The sequence below is a fragment of the Ohtaekwangia kribbensis genome (assembly GCF_042676245.1).
GTDB lineage: Bacteria > Bacteroidota > Bacteroidia > Cytophagales > Cyclobacteriaceae > Ohtaekwangia > Ohtaekwangia kribbensis.
In genome coordinates this window covers 860,864-876,332 of the sequence record NZ_JBHTKA010000008.1, presented here as the reverse complement: position 1 = coordinate 876,332, position 15,469 = coordinate 860,864, and the positions used below count along the sequence as shown (strand labels likewise).

Sequence of the window (15,469 nt, the reverse complement as noted above, 5' to 3'; positions counted from 1 at the left end):
CATTAGTTCAGAATAGATATAGTTGCTGCTTCTTCCAGACGAAGCGAAAGTTCGTAGCCTGAAACACTGATACAGATCGGGTCGCCAAAGGGGGCGGTAAAATTAAAACGCACGGCAGCTCCAGGTAAACACCCCATCTCCATCAACTTTACAGAAAGATGGTCGTCTGTAAAACCCGCCACAATCCCAACTTCACCGGGCTTCATTTCTGAAACATTTTTCAACCGTGTCATCCCCTACTTATTTAGATTAATTTCAAACAAGACAAAGATATGGGTGGTTCCGATGTGGAGCAAATGATTTATTTTTCAAAAAGTAATGTTGTTAATCATATTTTAACGGGTGAATATGGATAAGAAAAAGAAGCCGGCAAAAAAGGATGATCAGGCGCCAAAGGCAGCCCCGAAACCGGAAGAACCAATCGTAAAAGAAGAAGAAAAGCCTTTTGACTTCGGAGGTTTTCCGCAGCGTGACTTAAAAAAGAATCTGGGTTGCGGCTAGGCCGAGCCGTCTTTAGAACGAAGTTATACTTACGTAGATGATGCGTATACTTACCGCGATAACCATTATACCCACGAAAATCATCATTCGCTTAACAGGTAATCGGCTGGAGAGATATGCTGCGATTGGTGCGGCTACAATTCCACCGGCAATGAGCCCGGCAATTACCTGCCAATGACTGAGTCCGATAACAGCAAAGAATGTGAGTGAACTGGCGAGTGCTACAAAGAATTCTGTAAGATTAACAGAACCTATAGTATAGCGCGGATGTCTGCCACCGGCAATTAATGTTGATGATACAATAGGCCCCCAGCCGCCTCCGCCAATAGAGTCCATAAAACCTCCAAACGTAGCGAGCTTCGGTATAGCTTTCGATTTTATTTTTTTATTGCTGCCTACAATAGCTTTGCGAATGATGACAATACCCAGATATAAAGTATAAATAGCAATAACGGGTTTGATATAGCTGTTATACTGTTCAAGCGATGAAAGTACATAAGCCCCTAATGCAGCACCAATTACACCTGGCAATAATAGAGTCTTAAAAAGTTTCTTGTTAACATTCTGAAACTTCAGGTGCATAAGTCCTGACACTCCACTTGTAAAAATTTCAGATGTATGAATGCTTGCACTGGCTGCAGCAGGCGGAACGCCAAACGAAAGCAGGAATGTTGAAGCACTCACCCCATAGGCCATACCCAGTGCACCGTCAATCATCTGTGCTATAAAACCAGCGATCATGAACAAATAGAAATCATCACTCAGCTGGCTAACCCATGAATCGGTGATTTCAAAAACATTATACGAATAGAGAATTACACCAAACGTAAACACCGCTATCGCTACAATAACCGTGATGTACACATACCTCCAATTGAATGCAGGTTTTTGTGGTACTTCCAGTGTTGTAACTTTTTCGTATGCTTGCTGAGTCTCCATCTCCGTTTCTGTGTTGTTCCGTCTATCCTCTATTCTCTATCGAACTAGTATACAAATATGGGCCCACATAATCTACCGACCAAACATTCTCGGAAAAAAGGACGCAAAAATCTGAAATCTCCTCTGATTAGCCGTTTTCAGATGCTTTCGGCAACAAATACGCGCTTCACGCGCTCACTGGTGTTCGTTAAAATTTCGTATGGAATAGTCTTGATCGAAGCTGCTACTTCCTGTATCGGCAATTGTGCTCCAAATAAAATTACTTCATCACCCTCGTTAGCGTCAATACCGGTTATGTCTACCATCGACATGTCCATGCATACATTTCCGATAACCGGTGCGCGCTTTCCATTGATCAAGACATGCCCTACACCGCGACTGAACGCGCGGCTGAACCCATCGGCATAACCCACGGCAATCGTGGCAAGTGTCATGTCTTGCTCGGCCACTCCTCTTCGTCCGTATCCTATACTTTCACCCTTCGGAATATTTCGCACCTGCGATATAATTGTCTTTAATGTAGCAACAGGCTTGAGCTCATGGAAACCTTCTGTTGTAGGATCAACACCGTACAACCCTATGCCTAAGCGCACCATATCCATTTGTAAATGCGGGAGCCTGAGTATACCTGGTGTATTGAGAATATGATAGAATGGTTTATAGCCTAACGCCTCGGAGATAACGTCTGCCCACCGTCTGAATTTGTCGGCCTGGCTTGTTGAAAACGCATCATGCTGCAATTCGTCTGCTCCCGCCAGGTGGCTAAATATAGAGGCAACTTTAATATTCGGATTTGATGAAAGTAAATTTGTTAGCTCACCAAGATCGCGTTCTTCAAAACCGAGACGGTGCATACCGGTATCAAGCTTGATATGAATATGACATACCTTCCCTTGAAGGAAAGCTGCCAGTGCTTTGAAGATTTTAAAACTATATATCTCCGGCTCTAAATTATAGGTGAGAATAGAATTGAAGCTTTCTTCCGAAGGGTTCATCACCATAATCGGAAGTGTAATGTGGTTCTTGCGCAGATCTACCCCTTCATCGGCATAAGCCACGCCCAGGTAATCTACCTTATGATATTGAAGTATATTGGCTATCTCATTACTGCCACTACCATATGCAAATGCTTTCACCATTACCATAATACGTGTGGAAGGACGTAAGCGCGATCGGAAGAAATTAAGATTATTCACCAGTGCGCCAAGGTTTATTTCCATAACGGTGCCATGTACTTTACGCTGCAGCCGGCTTACTATCTTCTCGAACTGAAAAGCACGAGCACCCTTCACCAGTATAACTTCATCCTGGAGTTGATCGGTATTAAAATTACTCAGAAAGTCTTCAGTACTTTCATAAAAGGAAGCATTCGCGGAAAACAGGTGTTTGAATTCACCGAGAACTTTACCCACTCCTGTAAAGTTATCTACCTTGTTCCGCTGCACCAGTTCAGCGATCTGTTTTATCAATGCGTCTTTTTCCAAACCGGATTCAAGTATATCCGAGAGGATGATTCGTTTACGCGTGCGCTGATGTTGATGAAGCAGAAACTGCAAACTTATTTCGAGACCAGCCAGATCGTTATTATAGGTATCATCAATCAACTGGCAATGGTTTATACCTTCCTTCAACTCCAACCGCATGTGCACTGTTCGCAAGCTGGTTATACACTCCTGTATATATATAGGATCATATTTCAACCAAAGCAAAAGCGCCACACAATGAAAGCAGTTCTCAACCGATGCCGGATCTGAGAAGGGCAACGTTAGCGAGAAAGTATGTTTATTATAGGTTACATTGAAGCCTGAAGCTTTTCGCTGAATGCTAACATCTGCTCCTTCCTTGTAGCCCCACGTAAAAAGTTTCTTCAATTCATGGGCAGCCACTGCGCGATCTATAGCCGCATGATCTTTACAGTATATAACTACCTTGGCTTCGTCAAACAGTCGCAGCTTCTCCTGTATCTTTTGCTCACGATCAGAAAAACCTTCGTCATGTGCAGAACCAATTGTTGAAAATATACCGATTGTGGGCTGAATGACCTGAGCGAGATTCTGCATTTCGTCAGGTCTGGATATACCGGCTTCAAAAATTCCGATCTGATGATGCGACTGTATCTGCCACACCGACAACGGCACGCCTACCTGTGAATTATAACTTCCCGGGTTTTTAACAACATTCAGCTTTTTAGACAACATCTGGAACAACCATTCTTTAATAATAGTCTTTCCATTACTTCCGGTAATGCCTACAACTGGTATACTAAATTGTGAGCGGTGAAAAGCAACCAGGCGTTGCAACGCCTGTATAGATGATGATACTTGTATAATGTTGGCTTCCGGCAATTGCTCAACGCTATCAACCTTTTGCTCCACTACAAATTGCCGGATGCCGCGCTGGTATAGCTCATGTATAAAGCGATGGGCATTATGTCGCTCACCGGCAATAGCAAAGAAAAGTGTTCCGGGTGTTGCCGTAGCCTTTCTGCTATCGATACTCAATGAAGTTATACCTCTGTCTTCAAAGGTGAAAACAGTTTTACCTTTTAATATTCTTTCAAGCTGCGAAAATCGGATCATGGTTTAAAACAGACGAGCACCGTTCGGCACCTCTTTGTCTATCGTGCTCAAAACAACAGCTTTATTTTTATCCGGGAAACCCGTCACCAAAACTTCTGATACAAAATTTGCGATTTGCTTCGGAGGGAAATTCACCACGCAGATAACGCGTTTGCCAATTAATTCCTTCGGTGTATAGTGCTCAGTAATTTGAGCACTTGATTTTTTTATACCGAGCTCTCCTAAATCCACCCATACCTTTATAGCAGGTTTCTTTGCTTCCGCAAACGATTCCGCTTTTACGATAGTGCCGGCCCGTAAATCAACTTTCGAAAATTCGTCCCATGTTAACATTGTATAAAATATTAAAAACTATAAAATTTCTTACATCTTTCAGTCAACCGACTGAAGTTATGCCGAAAGAAATGGCATTACGAGTTTAATTTCGTACTTTGTCGAAACAAAAAATAAAATTCTGGCGTTAACTACAAGCACCTGGGGAGCCTACAACCATAATGAAGCTTAAACTTCATCACATATTGGTAACAACTTGCCTGAGTATTCTTGCTCCGGCCGGTATTTCTACGCTTCATGCGCAAGATGCATCCTTCGATGAAACACCAGCTACCTCAGAAAAAGAACGGGTAAACTACTATCCAGGTGGTGAAGGTGAGCCTGCTGGTGGCGGTGCAACCGTTAACACGAACAGCAATAAATCCACTACGGCTTTACGAGATTCCTCCAGCTTTAAAACGTTTACTCCGGCACGCGTACCGATCGAACCTTCCAAACATAACGCGAAACCTGCTCATGACGAAGACGATGTTCTATCGTTCAACTTCCTTTACTATATCATCCGGAAGTATAAACTTCAGGATATCGTAGATTAACAATACTTTTTTTGTTTCTATTCATATATTTGCAACGATGTTGCAAATATTAAAAATTACGGTTTTCGCGATTGGTTCGCTTTTGGTGATTCGGGGAGTTGCTCAATCGCAGCCATGCAATCTTTCTTTGAGGGGTACTGTAAAAGATAAAGATGGGACATCGCTGATTGGTGCAGCGATCTGGATTGAATCGCTACAAAAAGGAAGCAGTGTTGATGCCGATGGAACATTCTTAGTCGAAAATCTCTGCGCAGGAAAATATACTATAACTGTAAAATTTGTTGGCTATACCGATAAGACCATAGGTATAGATATACCGGCAAGTGATCCTGTCAAAATTATACTGGATCAAAGTGTACAACTCTTACACGAAGTTGTTGTTGAGGGTGCGCACGCTGAACAGCATGGTATATCGCAATCAGTGAGTGCACTCTCGTCCGAGCAACTTGATGCCAACACGGGTAAATCATTGGGTGAACTGGTAAGGCAGCTTCCTGGTGTCAGCTCATTGAATACAGGTCCTGCTATTTTCAAACCTGTTATACAAGGTCTGCATAGCCATCGTATACTAATATTGAATAATGGCATTCGGCAAGAAGGACAGCAGTGGGGCATTGAACACGCGCCCGAAATAGATCCGTTCATTGCATCCGAAATAGAAGTAGTAAAGGGAGCAGAAACCGTACGCTATGGTGCCGATGCTGTAGGAGGAGTAATTATTGTGAATGCTCCGGAGCTCAGCTACACCAATAAACTTAAAGGTGAAGTAAATATAGGTGCCATGTCGAACGGCCGGTTAGGAGTTTTCTCCGGCACGGTAGAAGGAGGATTCAAAGGGACGCAAAACTGGGGCTGGCGTTTACAGGGCACTGCTAAAAAAGGTGGCGATTTTCATGCTCCGAATTATAATCTATCAAACACTGGTGTTCGGGAATATGATTTTTCAGGAACGTTGGGATATAAAAAGAACGATCAACAACTCGAAATATACTTTAGCAGCTTTAATACACAGATCGGAATCCTGCGCAGCGCACACACCGGAAATATAGCTGACCTTCAATCATCCATTGAGAATGAACGCCCCTGGTATATAGCCGACTTCACATACGACATCAACAATCCACGACAAAAGATCAATCACCAATTACTGAAAATAAAAGCATCTAAAAATCTAAAGGGTCTTGGCAAACTAAATATACTCTATGGCGGTCAGTACAATAAACGTAAAGAGTTTGATATACGCAGAGGTGGCCGCAGCGATATACCTGCATTGTCGCTTGATCTTCTCAGCAACGTTATTGATGCATCGCTGGAGCACAGTCTCGGCAGTAGCTGGTCAGGCAGTGTCGGCGTAAACGGTACATTCAGAAACAATAATAATGAAGCAGGCACCGGTATAGTGCCCCTCATACCCGACTATGACCTATATGCCGGAGGAATTTTTATCATAGAAAAATTACGGAAGGAAGATTGGGTACTGGAGCTGGGCGGACGCTTCGATCATCAATACCTGAAGGTTCTTACTTTCAATAGGCAAAACGAACTTATTAAACCAACCTTCAATTTCAATTATTTCTCGGGCTCCGCAGGAGTGTCTTATTTCTTTTCTGATAAGTCAAGATTCATATCGAACATTGGCATATCCTCACGTCCTCCTCACATTAGTGAATTATATAGCCAGGGACTTCACCATGGCACAGCCTCTATTGAAGAAGGATTGATGTTACAAAATGGAGATTGGTCGAATGATCTTTCGCAGGTAAAGAAAGAAGTCTCGAAAAAATGGAGTAATACATTTCAACATACTGGCGAGAACGTGAGCTTCGAGGTTACCGGATTTATCAATCTTATTGATAACTATATATATCTTCAGCCAACCGAAACACGTCTAACCATTCGCGGATATTTCCCTGTCTTCAAGTATAAACAAACTGACGCGCTGCTTGCCGGGGGTGATGCCTCTGTAAATGCCGGTATAACCAAACGGCTTAGCTATACCGGCAAGTTTTCTTATTTGTATGCACGCGATGTTACAAAAGATGATAAGCTTCCACTAATTCCACCAACACAATTGGAAAGTACATTGCGCTATGCATTTAACAACATCGGTAATTTCAAGAATATATATATAGCCGTAAGCATTCCTGTTACGCTCAAACAATATCGGGCACCACTCACAGTATATCCGGAAGATGTACCGAACTACACAGACGATCGAAACTTTGACTTTATGTCGGCACCTGGCGCTTATGCATTACTCAATGTTGAGATCGGAGGAAAGATTCCTGTCAGCAAGCATGATTTATCAATAACATTAAGTGGAGAGAATTTACTGAACACATCGTATCGAAACTATATGAATCGCCTTCGATACTATGCCGATGACCTCGGCAGAAACGTCATGCTCAGACTCAAGTATAATTTTACAAATTAATAAACAACTAAAAATCAATTCTATGAAAATGAACCGTTCCGAACAGTTAAAAATGGTAGCACCATTTCTTTTTTACTCTTTTCTATTTGCAACATTGTTGCTTTCATCGTGTAGCGATGATGACCCGACACCAACCAATGAAGAAGAAGTTATCACAACGTTAGTTGTAGATCTGACTCCTGCGAACGGTAGTGGTGCATCTGCAGTTCAATTAAAATTCTATGATGCGGATGGTGATGGAAGTATAGCTCCGGTAATTACTCCAACTACAGGTCAGCTAAAAGCAGGTGTTACCTATACGGCAGCTATTACACTTTTTAACGAAACAGAAAATCCGGTTGGTAATGTAACGGACGAGATCAAGGAAGAAAAAAACGCGCACTTGTTCTGCTTTACTGCTACCGGAACAGATATTACCATGTCTTATCTCGATAAAGATGATAACAACCTTCCTATCGGCTTAAGCAGTTCATGGGTAGCAGGTGCTGCAGGAAGTGCAGGAACTGTAAGAGTTGTTCTTCGTCACCAGCCAGGTGTTAAGAATGGTGAATGCCCTGGTCCTGGCGAAAGTGATATGGACGTTACGTTCCCGCTGCAGGTTGTAAACTAATCAGGATCAGGCATCTATAGGTATATAAATACTGAAAGGTAAGTAAACAAAAAGGCTGGTGATAACACACCAGCCTTTTCTATTTTATAATGGTATAAAATCTTAGTAGTTAGATCCCGCTCTGATCATCGCGCAACGGAAACCTACTGTTGCTGTTGCTGAATCTTTGTCAAGATATCTTCTTGTACCAGGCGACATCCAGTATGCTACGTCCTTCCATGAACCTCCTTTATATACACGAGCGTTGTCGTTGATAAGGGAAGTAAATGTTTCAGGGTTTTTCTCTGTATCACTGTTATAACCAGAAGATGGATCAAGGAAACCATCACGTCTGATAGGGTTCAGATCGTCAAAATCCTGATACGTTGTAGGACGATACGTATCTTGTACCCACTCGCTCACGTTACCTGCCATGTTGTACAGACCGTAATCGTTAGGAGGGAACTCATATATATATGACGTGATCAATGCACCGTCATTCAAACGACCGGCTATACCGGCATAGTCACCACGACCACGTTTAAAGTTTGCAAGCATAAAGCCCATTTGTTTTCCATACGGGTTACGCACTGCGTGACCGTCCCATGGATAAATGCGCTGGTGGGTCTGCATTTCTTCCAACCACTGTGTTCCGATAAGCGCTTGTGCTGCGTACTCCCACTCAGCTTCTGTCGGGAGACGGTATGCTGGTACTACGATACCAGATTCCAATGGTATACGACCATCGCTTTCTGCATATTCTTCACCTGCGTTCTCAGCAAGTTTAATGTTTACAGCACGTGTTCTCCATACTGAATATTTACTTGCCTGATTCCAGGTAATACCTACAACCGGGAAGTAACGGAAACCAGGATAGCGGAGATAGTGATCAACATACGGATCGTTGAATGCAAGTTTACCAACCCACACCATTGTATCTGGCAATGCTGCCTGGTAAGCTTCCTGAGAAGAATCTTTTGCCAGGTAGTGTAAGTACTCTAACCAGTGAATGTTGGCAATCTCAGTCTCATCCATATAGAATGAAGCAACTGAAACTGTTCTTTCGATGTTATCGCGATACGACATAACATCTTCTTCGAAGGAACCCATAACGGCGCGACCACCTTCAATGAACACCATGTTTGGTGCATCAGGTTGTCCTTCGTATGGATTTACCATAAATCCGCCCTGATCTTCGTCATTATAAGCCAAGCCTGTAGCTGAACTCATCTGACCCGGGTTTGAAGCTGTAGGCTTGCCGCCTTTGCCTCCAAAAAGTGAGCAGGCAGACAGGGCAACTGATCCGCCAACGACATACAAAAGAACCCTGAAAGAATACTTCATTTTCATTTCTAGATTTTATTCCAAGTGCTAATTAAGGGTATAATCCCATGTTTTCCAAGCAGTCGCATGTTATTAGTGAATCTTTGATAAAAGGGAAAACCGGACACAAATAAAACGATACAAGCTCCATTTCATTGTTTCGGGAAAGCACTATCCAGTTTTGGGAAGCCCGGCACAGGGGAAGGGCCGTTTAGTCGACATTTTTGAAGGTTGAAGTGAATGGCATGCCTTTTCGATTAAGGGTATTCAAAACTAACCAATATGTTTACCCTTGACGATTTCCGCGTAATGACCTTTGAAAAGAAGTGCGATATCATCACTTTTCACGGCAATTATTTGATGCAACGTGTGTTGGCTGATTGTAAGGTTTTCCTCTATTATACAGATGGATTTTTCATCGAAGTTTTTTATTCTCCGAAATATCAAAAGGTTTTAATGATCAACGCTTTTGATAACACCATCGGACTGAAGCCTTATCTCGACAAAATCTCTTTGGAAGATTTGGTTTCCTGACCGGCCATTCGACTCAGTAATTCAATAGCAGCGTCAACTGTTTTTACTGCATCGATGATCAGCATGGCTTTACCGGCACTGTCTTTCATCTTGCACTGCTTCGAATTCTTCTGGACAAACGACAATATCTGTCCAAATATATCTGAGCTGAAGTACGCGTCTTTGGTGCTGATAAAATAAGCCCGAAGTTTTTCGTTCTTCAAACTTAGTTTTTCAAAGCCCAGCTTTTCACCTAACCACCGAAGTCTTACGGTATTGATCAGTTCCTCCACACTCGGAGGAACTGGCCCGAAGCGGTCGCGCATCTCATCCGTAAATTTCATCAGTTGTTCTTCATCCGGAATGCTATCCAGGCGTGCGTAAAGCTGTAGCCTTTCCGTTGTGCTGGCTATATAACTTTCCGGTATAAGAATTTCAAGATCTGTCTCAATCACACAATCCTGTACAATAAGCTTGGCTTTCTCGGCCAGATCGGATGCAAACAATTCTTTAAAGTCTGTCTCTTTCAGTTCCTGTACAGCATCATCCAATATTTTGTGATAGGTGTCAAAACCAAGATCACTGATAAAGCCTGTCTGTTCAGCACCCAACATATTCCCGGCTCCGCGTATATCCAGATCGCGCATCGCCACTTTAAAGCCATCGCCTAAGTCTGAAAATTCTTCGAGAGCTGATAAGCGTTTGCGCGAGTCAGCTGACAACGCAGAGGCCGGAGGTGTAAGTAAATAACAATATGCTTTTTTATTTGATCTCCCTACACGGCCGCGCATCTGGTGCAGATCTGATAAACCAAACATGTGTGCCTGGTTTATGATAATCGTATTGGCATTGGGAATGTCCAATCCCGATTCTATAATATTTGTAGACACCAGCACATCGTATTCTCCATCAATAAACTTGACCATCACTTTTTCAAGTTTATCACCATCCATCTGTCCGTGTCCTATACCTATACGCGCATCTGGTACGAGTCTGTAAATTATATTGGCAACAGACTCTATATCACTTACACGGTTGTATACAAAAAATACCTGGCCTCCTCTTCGTAATTCGTTGCTTACAGCATCGCGAATAATCTCTTCACTAAATGTATGCAACTCGGTTGTAACCGGTTGCCGGTTAGGTGGCGGTGTAGCAATGATGCTCAAGTCTCGCGCGCCCATCAATGAAAAGTGAAGCGTACGCGGTATAGGTGTAGCCGTGAGCGTAAGTACATCTACATTTACCTTTAACTCTTTTAAACGGTCCTTTACTTTTACACCGAACTTCTGTTCCTCATCGATGATCAAAAGCCCGAGGTCTTTAAACTCTACGTCTTTACTCACGATACGGTGCGTACCAATAAGTATATTTACTTTACCTTCTTTTGTTTCCGCTATAATCTTCTTGATGTCCGCATCCGTTTTGAAACGCGAAACATACTCAACACGTACCGGGAAATTTGAAAGGCGATCGCGAAATGTTCTATAGTGTTGCATCGCCAGAATGGTAGTTGGCACCAATACAGCAACCTGCTTGCCTTCCGTTGCAGCCTTAAAGGCAGCGCGAACTGCTACTTCTGTCTTACCAAAACCCACGTCACCACAAACAAGACGATCCATCGGATGTGGATTCTGCATATCCTTCTTTACATCCTCGGTGGCTTTCGCCTGATCGGGTGTGTCTTCGTATATAAATGACGACTCCAGTTCTGCCTGTAAAAATCCGTCCTGCGAATAAGCAAAGCCTGGCGCTGTTTTACGCTTGGCATATAGCTCGATCAACTCCTTCGCTATATCCTTAACGCGTTTCTTTACCTTAGACTTTTTCGTTTCCCACTCTTGTGTACCCAGCTTACTCATAACGGGAGGAGTTCCTTCCTTACCCGAGTACTTTGATATCTTATGAAGGGAGTGAATACTTACATAGAGCAAATCATCATCGCGATATACCAGTCGAATCGCTTCCTGATCGTGACCATTCACGTCACGCTTTTCCAGCCCTGCAAACTTGGCTATACCATAATCTATATGCGTTACAAAGTCTCCGGGTTGCAAAGTATATAATTCGCGAAGTGTAAGTGCTTTTGACTTGGTAAACTTCTCTTTGGCTCGATACCGGTGAAAGCGTTCAAATATCTGGTGATCGGTGTAGCAAAGCACTTTCAGGTTATTATCTACAAAGCCTTCGCGCAACGCAAACTCCAGTGGCTGAAATCTTAATTCAGAATTAATCTCTTCGAATACACCTCTTAACCGCTCCAGTTGTCGCGGCATATCGGCTGCTATAAAATTACTGATGTTCTGCATCTGATGATCGTACAGATTGGCAGCCAGTAATTCAAAATTTTTATTGAACGATGGTTGAGCTGAGGAAGAATATTCAAACGTGCGCGCGTTCTCCAGTATAAATCTGCTTCCGAACTCTACACACGTAAAAGCGTTGGTGCGCTCCAGAAAAGTATCTCCGGCATCAAATAGTTTTTCGGGTGATGATACTACCTGTGCTCCGCTTGCTTTTAATATTTTGTCGAATGATGCTTCCGCACGCTCAAAGCTTTTCTGTACGATGTCTCTCGTAAGTTGTACATCTTTAAACCACAGCTTCGTATCGGTTCCTATATATTCAAGTAACGATTGTCGTTCCTCCTGTACAAGCTTTGTCTGTACATTCGGAATGATATTGACCTTATCAAGTTTAGTTACGGAGAGCTGAGAGCCCGGCTCGAATGTACGAATGCTGTCTACTTCATCGCCAAACAACTCGATGCGGCAAGGCAGATCATTTGCAAATGAAAATATATCGATGATGCCACCCCGCACAGCGAACTGGCCGGCTTCATATACAAAGTCTGTCTTTTCAAAATCGTAATTATGAAGAAACTCTTCGAGGAATGCTATATCCAGCTGCTCTCCCAGCTTAACAGTAAAAGTGTTGGATGCAAGTGATCGCTTGTTGATTACCTTCTCGCTCAACGCTTCCGGATAGGTAACAAGAATTTCGGGCGATGTTTTTCCGGCAAGCCGGTTCAATATTTCTGCCCGCATCAGAATGTTGGCATTCTCTGTTTCGTCATACTCATACGCGCGTTTGTACGACATGGGAAACAGGAGCACTTCACGATCGAGCAGGTTCTGCAGATCGTTTTGAAAGTAAGCTGCTTCTTCGCGGTCTTGTAAAACAATAAGATAATCCTGCGGATGAAGTTTAAAAGTAGTCGCCACCAACACGGCATCCAGACTACCCGATAAACCTTTTACACGAATGCTCTGCGGCTTGGACGCTCGAATCACTTCGGCCACGGTCTTTATCAAACCATCCGCTCTATAAATGCTTAGAAAATCATTCGCCTTCACGTTCCGCTATCAGTTAAATATGTTGTCCGTGCATCAACAGGTTTTATCAGAAAGACTGACTAGCTGTTCAAATTGGACAACAAAAAAAGAAAGGCTGCAAAGATAACCGTGCCTGAAAATCCTCACCAGATTATTACGAATTATATTTTTGTTTTGTTATGATGACTATTCATCAAACGACTGTTACCTTTCACCACTTTACAGGCTGAGGTAAACAACTGTACCATGAATTTCGTTCAACAACTTTCACTATACATCAGCATCACGGCTTTTATATTTCTTATACTGGGTTTGTATAGGCCGTGGGCTATGCTGTGGTGGGAAGATGTACAGAACCGTAGAAAAGTGATCAGGTTATACGGCAGCATTGCTTCTGTAGCGTACCTCGCCCATTGGATTATTGTATTACTGGACGCATGAAAAATATATCTATACTTTTGATTACCGGTATGCTCACCGTTGCAGCGTGCAATAAACAACAGGAGCACAAACCGGAAACAGACCTGAGTACTACACCGGCAGTAGCGAAAAATGAATTACCTGCCATGCATATAACACTACTTGACAGTTCCCAGCTTTCGGCCCGGGATCTTCACGGCAAAAATGTAATCGTTATGTTCCAGCCCGACTGCGACCATTGCCAGCGGGAAGCAAAACAGATACAGGAAAATATAACTGCATTCGAAACGTACCAGGTATATTTCGTTTCGTCTGCAACCGGTGAGGAATTGAAAAAATTTGCCAGCGAGTATAAATTGGACAGTTATAGCCACATACATTTTGGCAGCACTACCGTGGAAGAGATCATCAGCAGTTTAGGGCAGATCGATGCGCCTTCAGTATATATCTACGACAACGGGAAACTCAAACAGAAGTTTAACGGAGAAACGGATATCGCGGAGATAACGAAGCATCTGTAACCATGGCGCGTGTATTTTTAACTGCAGAGTGGCGCAAGCTGGCAATGGCAAACTATATTGTCGATCCTGCGCTTCTTCAACGTTATCTTCCCTATAAAACAGAACTCGACCAGTGGAACAATGCCTGTTATGTCAGTCTTGTTGGCTTCATGTTTATCAATACTCGTTTGCTCGGATTCCGCATCCCCTTTCATTCTACCTTTGAAGAAGTAAACCTGCGATTCTATGTGCGCTATAGAGACGCAGCAGGCTGGAAGCGCGGTGTTGTATTTATAAAAGAGATCGTTCCGAAACGCGCACTTACTTTTGTTGCCAACAGCATCTATAAAGAAAATTACGAGACCATGCCGATGATGCACCGCTGGGAAACCAACGATCATAATCTTACCGTTGAGTATCGCTGGAAACTAAAAGAATGGAACTCGCTTGAAGTACAGTGCGACAGGGAAGCTATAACGATAGCGGAAGGAAGCGAGGAAGAATTTATCACGGAGCACTATTGGGGCTATACCAGCGTGGGCGAGCAGCGAACATCCGAATATGGCGTGGAGCACCCGCGTTGGAAAGTATATCCCGTTCAGGACTATGCTATACATGTAGGCTTTGGAAATGTATACGGAAGCCAATTCGAATTTCTGAAGAATGAGACACCCGCTTCCGTTTTTCTGGCGGAAGGATCTGAAATTATTGTACGGCAAGGTTCTAAGATTTGATGCTGATTTTGCTTACGAGGTAAGCGAGAACCAGATTACAGTGGCGACTAAGGAGATGAGCCAGATAATGAGGAGTGTGCGCAGTCTTTTGAGTCTGCGGTGTGCGGTTTCTTTGTCGTGGTTCGACTGCATGGTATAGGTTGAGGAATAGATTTCCATTACGATCGTTACGGCAGCAGGGTTAGCTTAGTTTACCTTTTGATGGGTGATTTTTAAAAAAAGTTCAGACTATATATTAAAATGCCGCAAGACGGGTTACCGTTACTTAACCCTAACGAACGTATAGGAGATAACTTTTCCATTGCCTTCGATCGAAGCTTCATTTATATCCTCACCTCCTTGTTGTATAAATTTATAGCGTATGATCTTCGGGAAATCATGTGCAGGGTTTTCAGCTGTAAATGTAACGGCAGTATACTGGGTGATCTTGAACGGAACGGGGCCTTGCACTCCGGCAACATCCGGTATATAGTAAAATGAATTGTCCTGAAATTTCAGCGTTATCTCTTCGGTCACTACCGTATCTGCGGTGTTTTTAATTCGGTACGAGATACCATATAGCACATTCTCTTTTTCACGATATACCCAATGCTCAAAAGCGTTTTTGTCTTTTAGTTTCCAGGTGCCCACTAACCATCCGAATTCTTTCTGCTGTGCAAAGAGTTGATTTGCCGACAGCGCTATACCGATCGCGAGCGTAAGAATGATTTTCATAAGGTTGATGTTGTTCTAC

The 15,469-nt window shown here is 43.0% G+C and carries 16 protein-coding genes; 8 read left to right on the top strand and 8 right to left on the bottom strand.

All coding sequences use genetic code 11. The annotated features are described in order from the left end of the window. Positions 1–2: 2 nt before the first annotated feature. A complete protein-coding gene (locus ACFQ21_RS24740; protein WP_377583821.1) occupies positions 3–233 on the bottom strand; it encodes a FeoA family protein in 231 nt (76 codons plus the stop codon). Between the two features lie 115 nt (positions 234–348). Between ACFQ21_RS24740 and ACFQ21_RS24735 the strand changes: the two genes are divergently transcribed. Beyond that, positions 349–501 (top strand): hypothetical protein, encoded by a 153-nt coding sequence (locus tag ACFQ21_RS24735; RefSeq protein ID WP_377583819.1) that lies wholly within the window; start codon positions 349–351, stop codon positions 499–501. A gap of 12 nt (positions 502–513) precedes the next feature. Here the strand turns inward: ACFQ21_RS24735 and ACFQ21_RS24730 are convergent, their stop codons facing one another. From ACFQ21_RS24730 to ACFQ21_RS24720, 3 genes are all read right to left on the bottom strand, one after another. Further along, positions 514–1,440 carry a sulfite exporter TauE/SafE family protein gene (locus ACFQ21_RS24730; protein ID WP_377583817.1) on the bottom strand — a complete coding sequence of 309 codons (927 nt, stop codon included), beginning with the start codon at positions 1,438–1,440 and terminating at the stop codon, positions 514–516. Positions 1,441–1,577: 137 nt separating this feature from the next. After that, positions 1,578–4,019, bottom strand: a complete 2,442-nt coding sequence (locus ACFQ21_RS24725) for a bifunctional UDP-N-acetylmuramoyl-tripeptide:D-alanyl-D-alanine ligase/alanine racemase (RefSeq protein WP_377583814.1) — start codon at positions 4,017–4,019, stop codon at positions 1,578–1,580. A gap of 3 nt (positions 4,020–4,022) precedes the next feature. Then, positions 4,023–4,352: a tRNA-binding protein gene (locus ACFQ21_RS24720; RefSeq protein ID WP_377583811.1), complete on the bottom strand. Its 330-nt coding sequence runs from the start codon at positions 4,350–4,352 to the stop codon at positions 4,023–4,025. 161 nt (positions 4,353–4,513) lie between these two features. Between ACFQ21_RS24720 and ACFQ21_RS24715 the strand changes: the two genes are divergently transcribed. From ACFQ21_RS24715 to ACFQ21_RS24705, 3 genes are read left to right on the top strand one after another with little or no spacing between them, the layout of a single operon-like run. Next, positions 4,514–4,888 carry a hypothetical protein gene (locus ACFQ21_RS24715; RefSeq protein ID WP_377583809.1) on the top strand — a complete coding sequence of 125 codons (375 nt, stop codon included), beginning with the start codon at positions 4,514–4,516 and terminating at the stop codon, positions 4,886–4,888. Positions 4,889–4,925: 37 nt separating this feature from the next. Then, positions 4,926–7,322: a TonB-dependent receptor gene (locus ACFQ21_RS24710; RefSeq protein ID WP_377583806.1), complete on the top strand. Its 2,397-nt coding sequence runs from the start codon at positions 4,926–4,928 to the stop codon at positions 7,320–7,322. Positions 7,323–7,344: 22 nt separating this feature from the next. Then, complete coding sequence (locus ACFQ21_RS24705) at positions 7,345–7,932, top strand: hypothetical protein (RefSeq protein ID WP_377583803.1); 588 nt, start codon at positions 7,345–7,347, stop codon at positions 7,930–7,932. 102 nt (positions 7,933–8,034) lie between these two features. Here ACFQ21_RS24705 and gldJ read toward each other — a convergent pair whose 3' ends face one another. Next, entirely contained in the window at positions 8,035–9,255 is a 1,221-nt protein-coding gene (gldJ, locus tag ACFQ21_RS24700; protein WP_377583800.1) for a gliding motility lipoprotein GldJ, read from the bottom strand. A 261-nt stretch (positions 9,256–9,516) separates the two neighbouring features. Here gldJ and ACFQ21_RS24695 point away from each other — a divergent pair, with 261 nt between their 5' ends. Then, the gene (locus ACFQ21_RS24695; RefSeq protein ID WP_377583798.1) at positions 9,517–9,768 is read left to right on the top strand and encodes a hypothetical protein; all 252 of its coding nucleotides are present in this window, start codon (positions 9,517–9,519) and stop codon (positions 9,766–9,768) included. Here the strand turns inward: ACFQ21_RS24695 and mfd are convergent. Beyond that, positions 9,729–13,103 (bottom strand): transcription-repair coupling factor, encoded by a 3,375-nt coding sequence (gene mfd, locus ACFQ21_RS24690; RefSeq protein WP_377583795.1) that lies wholly within the window; start codon positions 13,101–13,103, stop codon positions 9,729–9,731. The genes ACFQ21_RS24695 and mfd overlap by 40 nt on opposite strands. 225 nt (positions 13,104–13,328) lie before the next feature. Here mfd and ACFQ21_RS24685 point away from each other — a divergent pair, with 225 nt between their 5' ends. From ACFQ21_RS24685 to ACFQ21_RS24675, 3 genes are read left to right on the top strand one after another with little or no spacing between them, the layout of a single operon-like run. After that, entirely contained in the window at positions 13,329–13,523 is a 195-nt protein-coding gene (locus tag ACFQ21_RS24685) for a hypothetical protein (protein ID WP_377583792.1), read from the top strand. Further along, a complete protein-coding gene (locus ACFQ21_RS24680) occupies positions 13,520–14,023 on the top strand; it encodes a peroxiredoxin family protein (RefSeq protein ID WP_377583790.1) in 504 nt (167 codons plus the stop codon). Before ACFQ21_RS24685 ends, ACFQ21_RS24680 begins: the two co-directional genes overlap by 4 nt. 2 nt (positions 14,024–14,025) lie before the next feature. Continuing rightward, on the top strand, positions 14,026–14,736 hold the full coding sequence (locus tag ACFQ21_RS24675; RefSeq protein ID WP_377583787.1) for a YqjF family protein: 711 nt from the start codon (positions 14,026–14,028) through the stop codon (positions 14,734–14,736). Positions 14,737–14,748: 12 nt separating this feature from the next. On the opposite strand, the gene ACFQ21_RS24670 is transcribed toward ACFQ21_RS24675, so the two are convergent. Beyond that, positions 14,749–14,895, bottom strand: a complete 147-nt coding sequence (locus tag ACFQ21_RS24670) for a hypothetical protein (RefSeq protein ID WP_377583784.1) — start codon at positions 14,893–14,895, stop codon at positions 14,749–14,751. A 102-nt stretch (positions 14,896–14,997) separates the two neighbouring features. Further along, complete coding sequence (locus ACFQ21_RS24665; RefSeq protein ID WP_377583782.1) at positions 14,998–15,450, bottom strand: hypothetical protein; 453 nt, start codon at positions 15,448–15,450, stop codon at positions 14,998–15,000. Positions 15,451–15,469 lie beyond the last annotated feature (19 nt).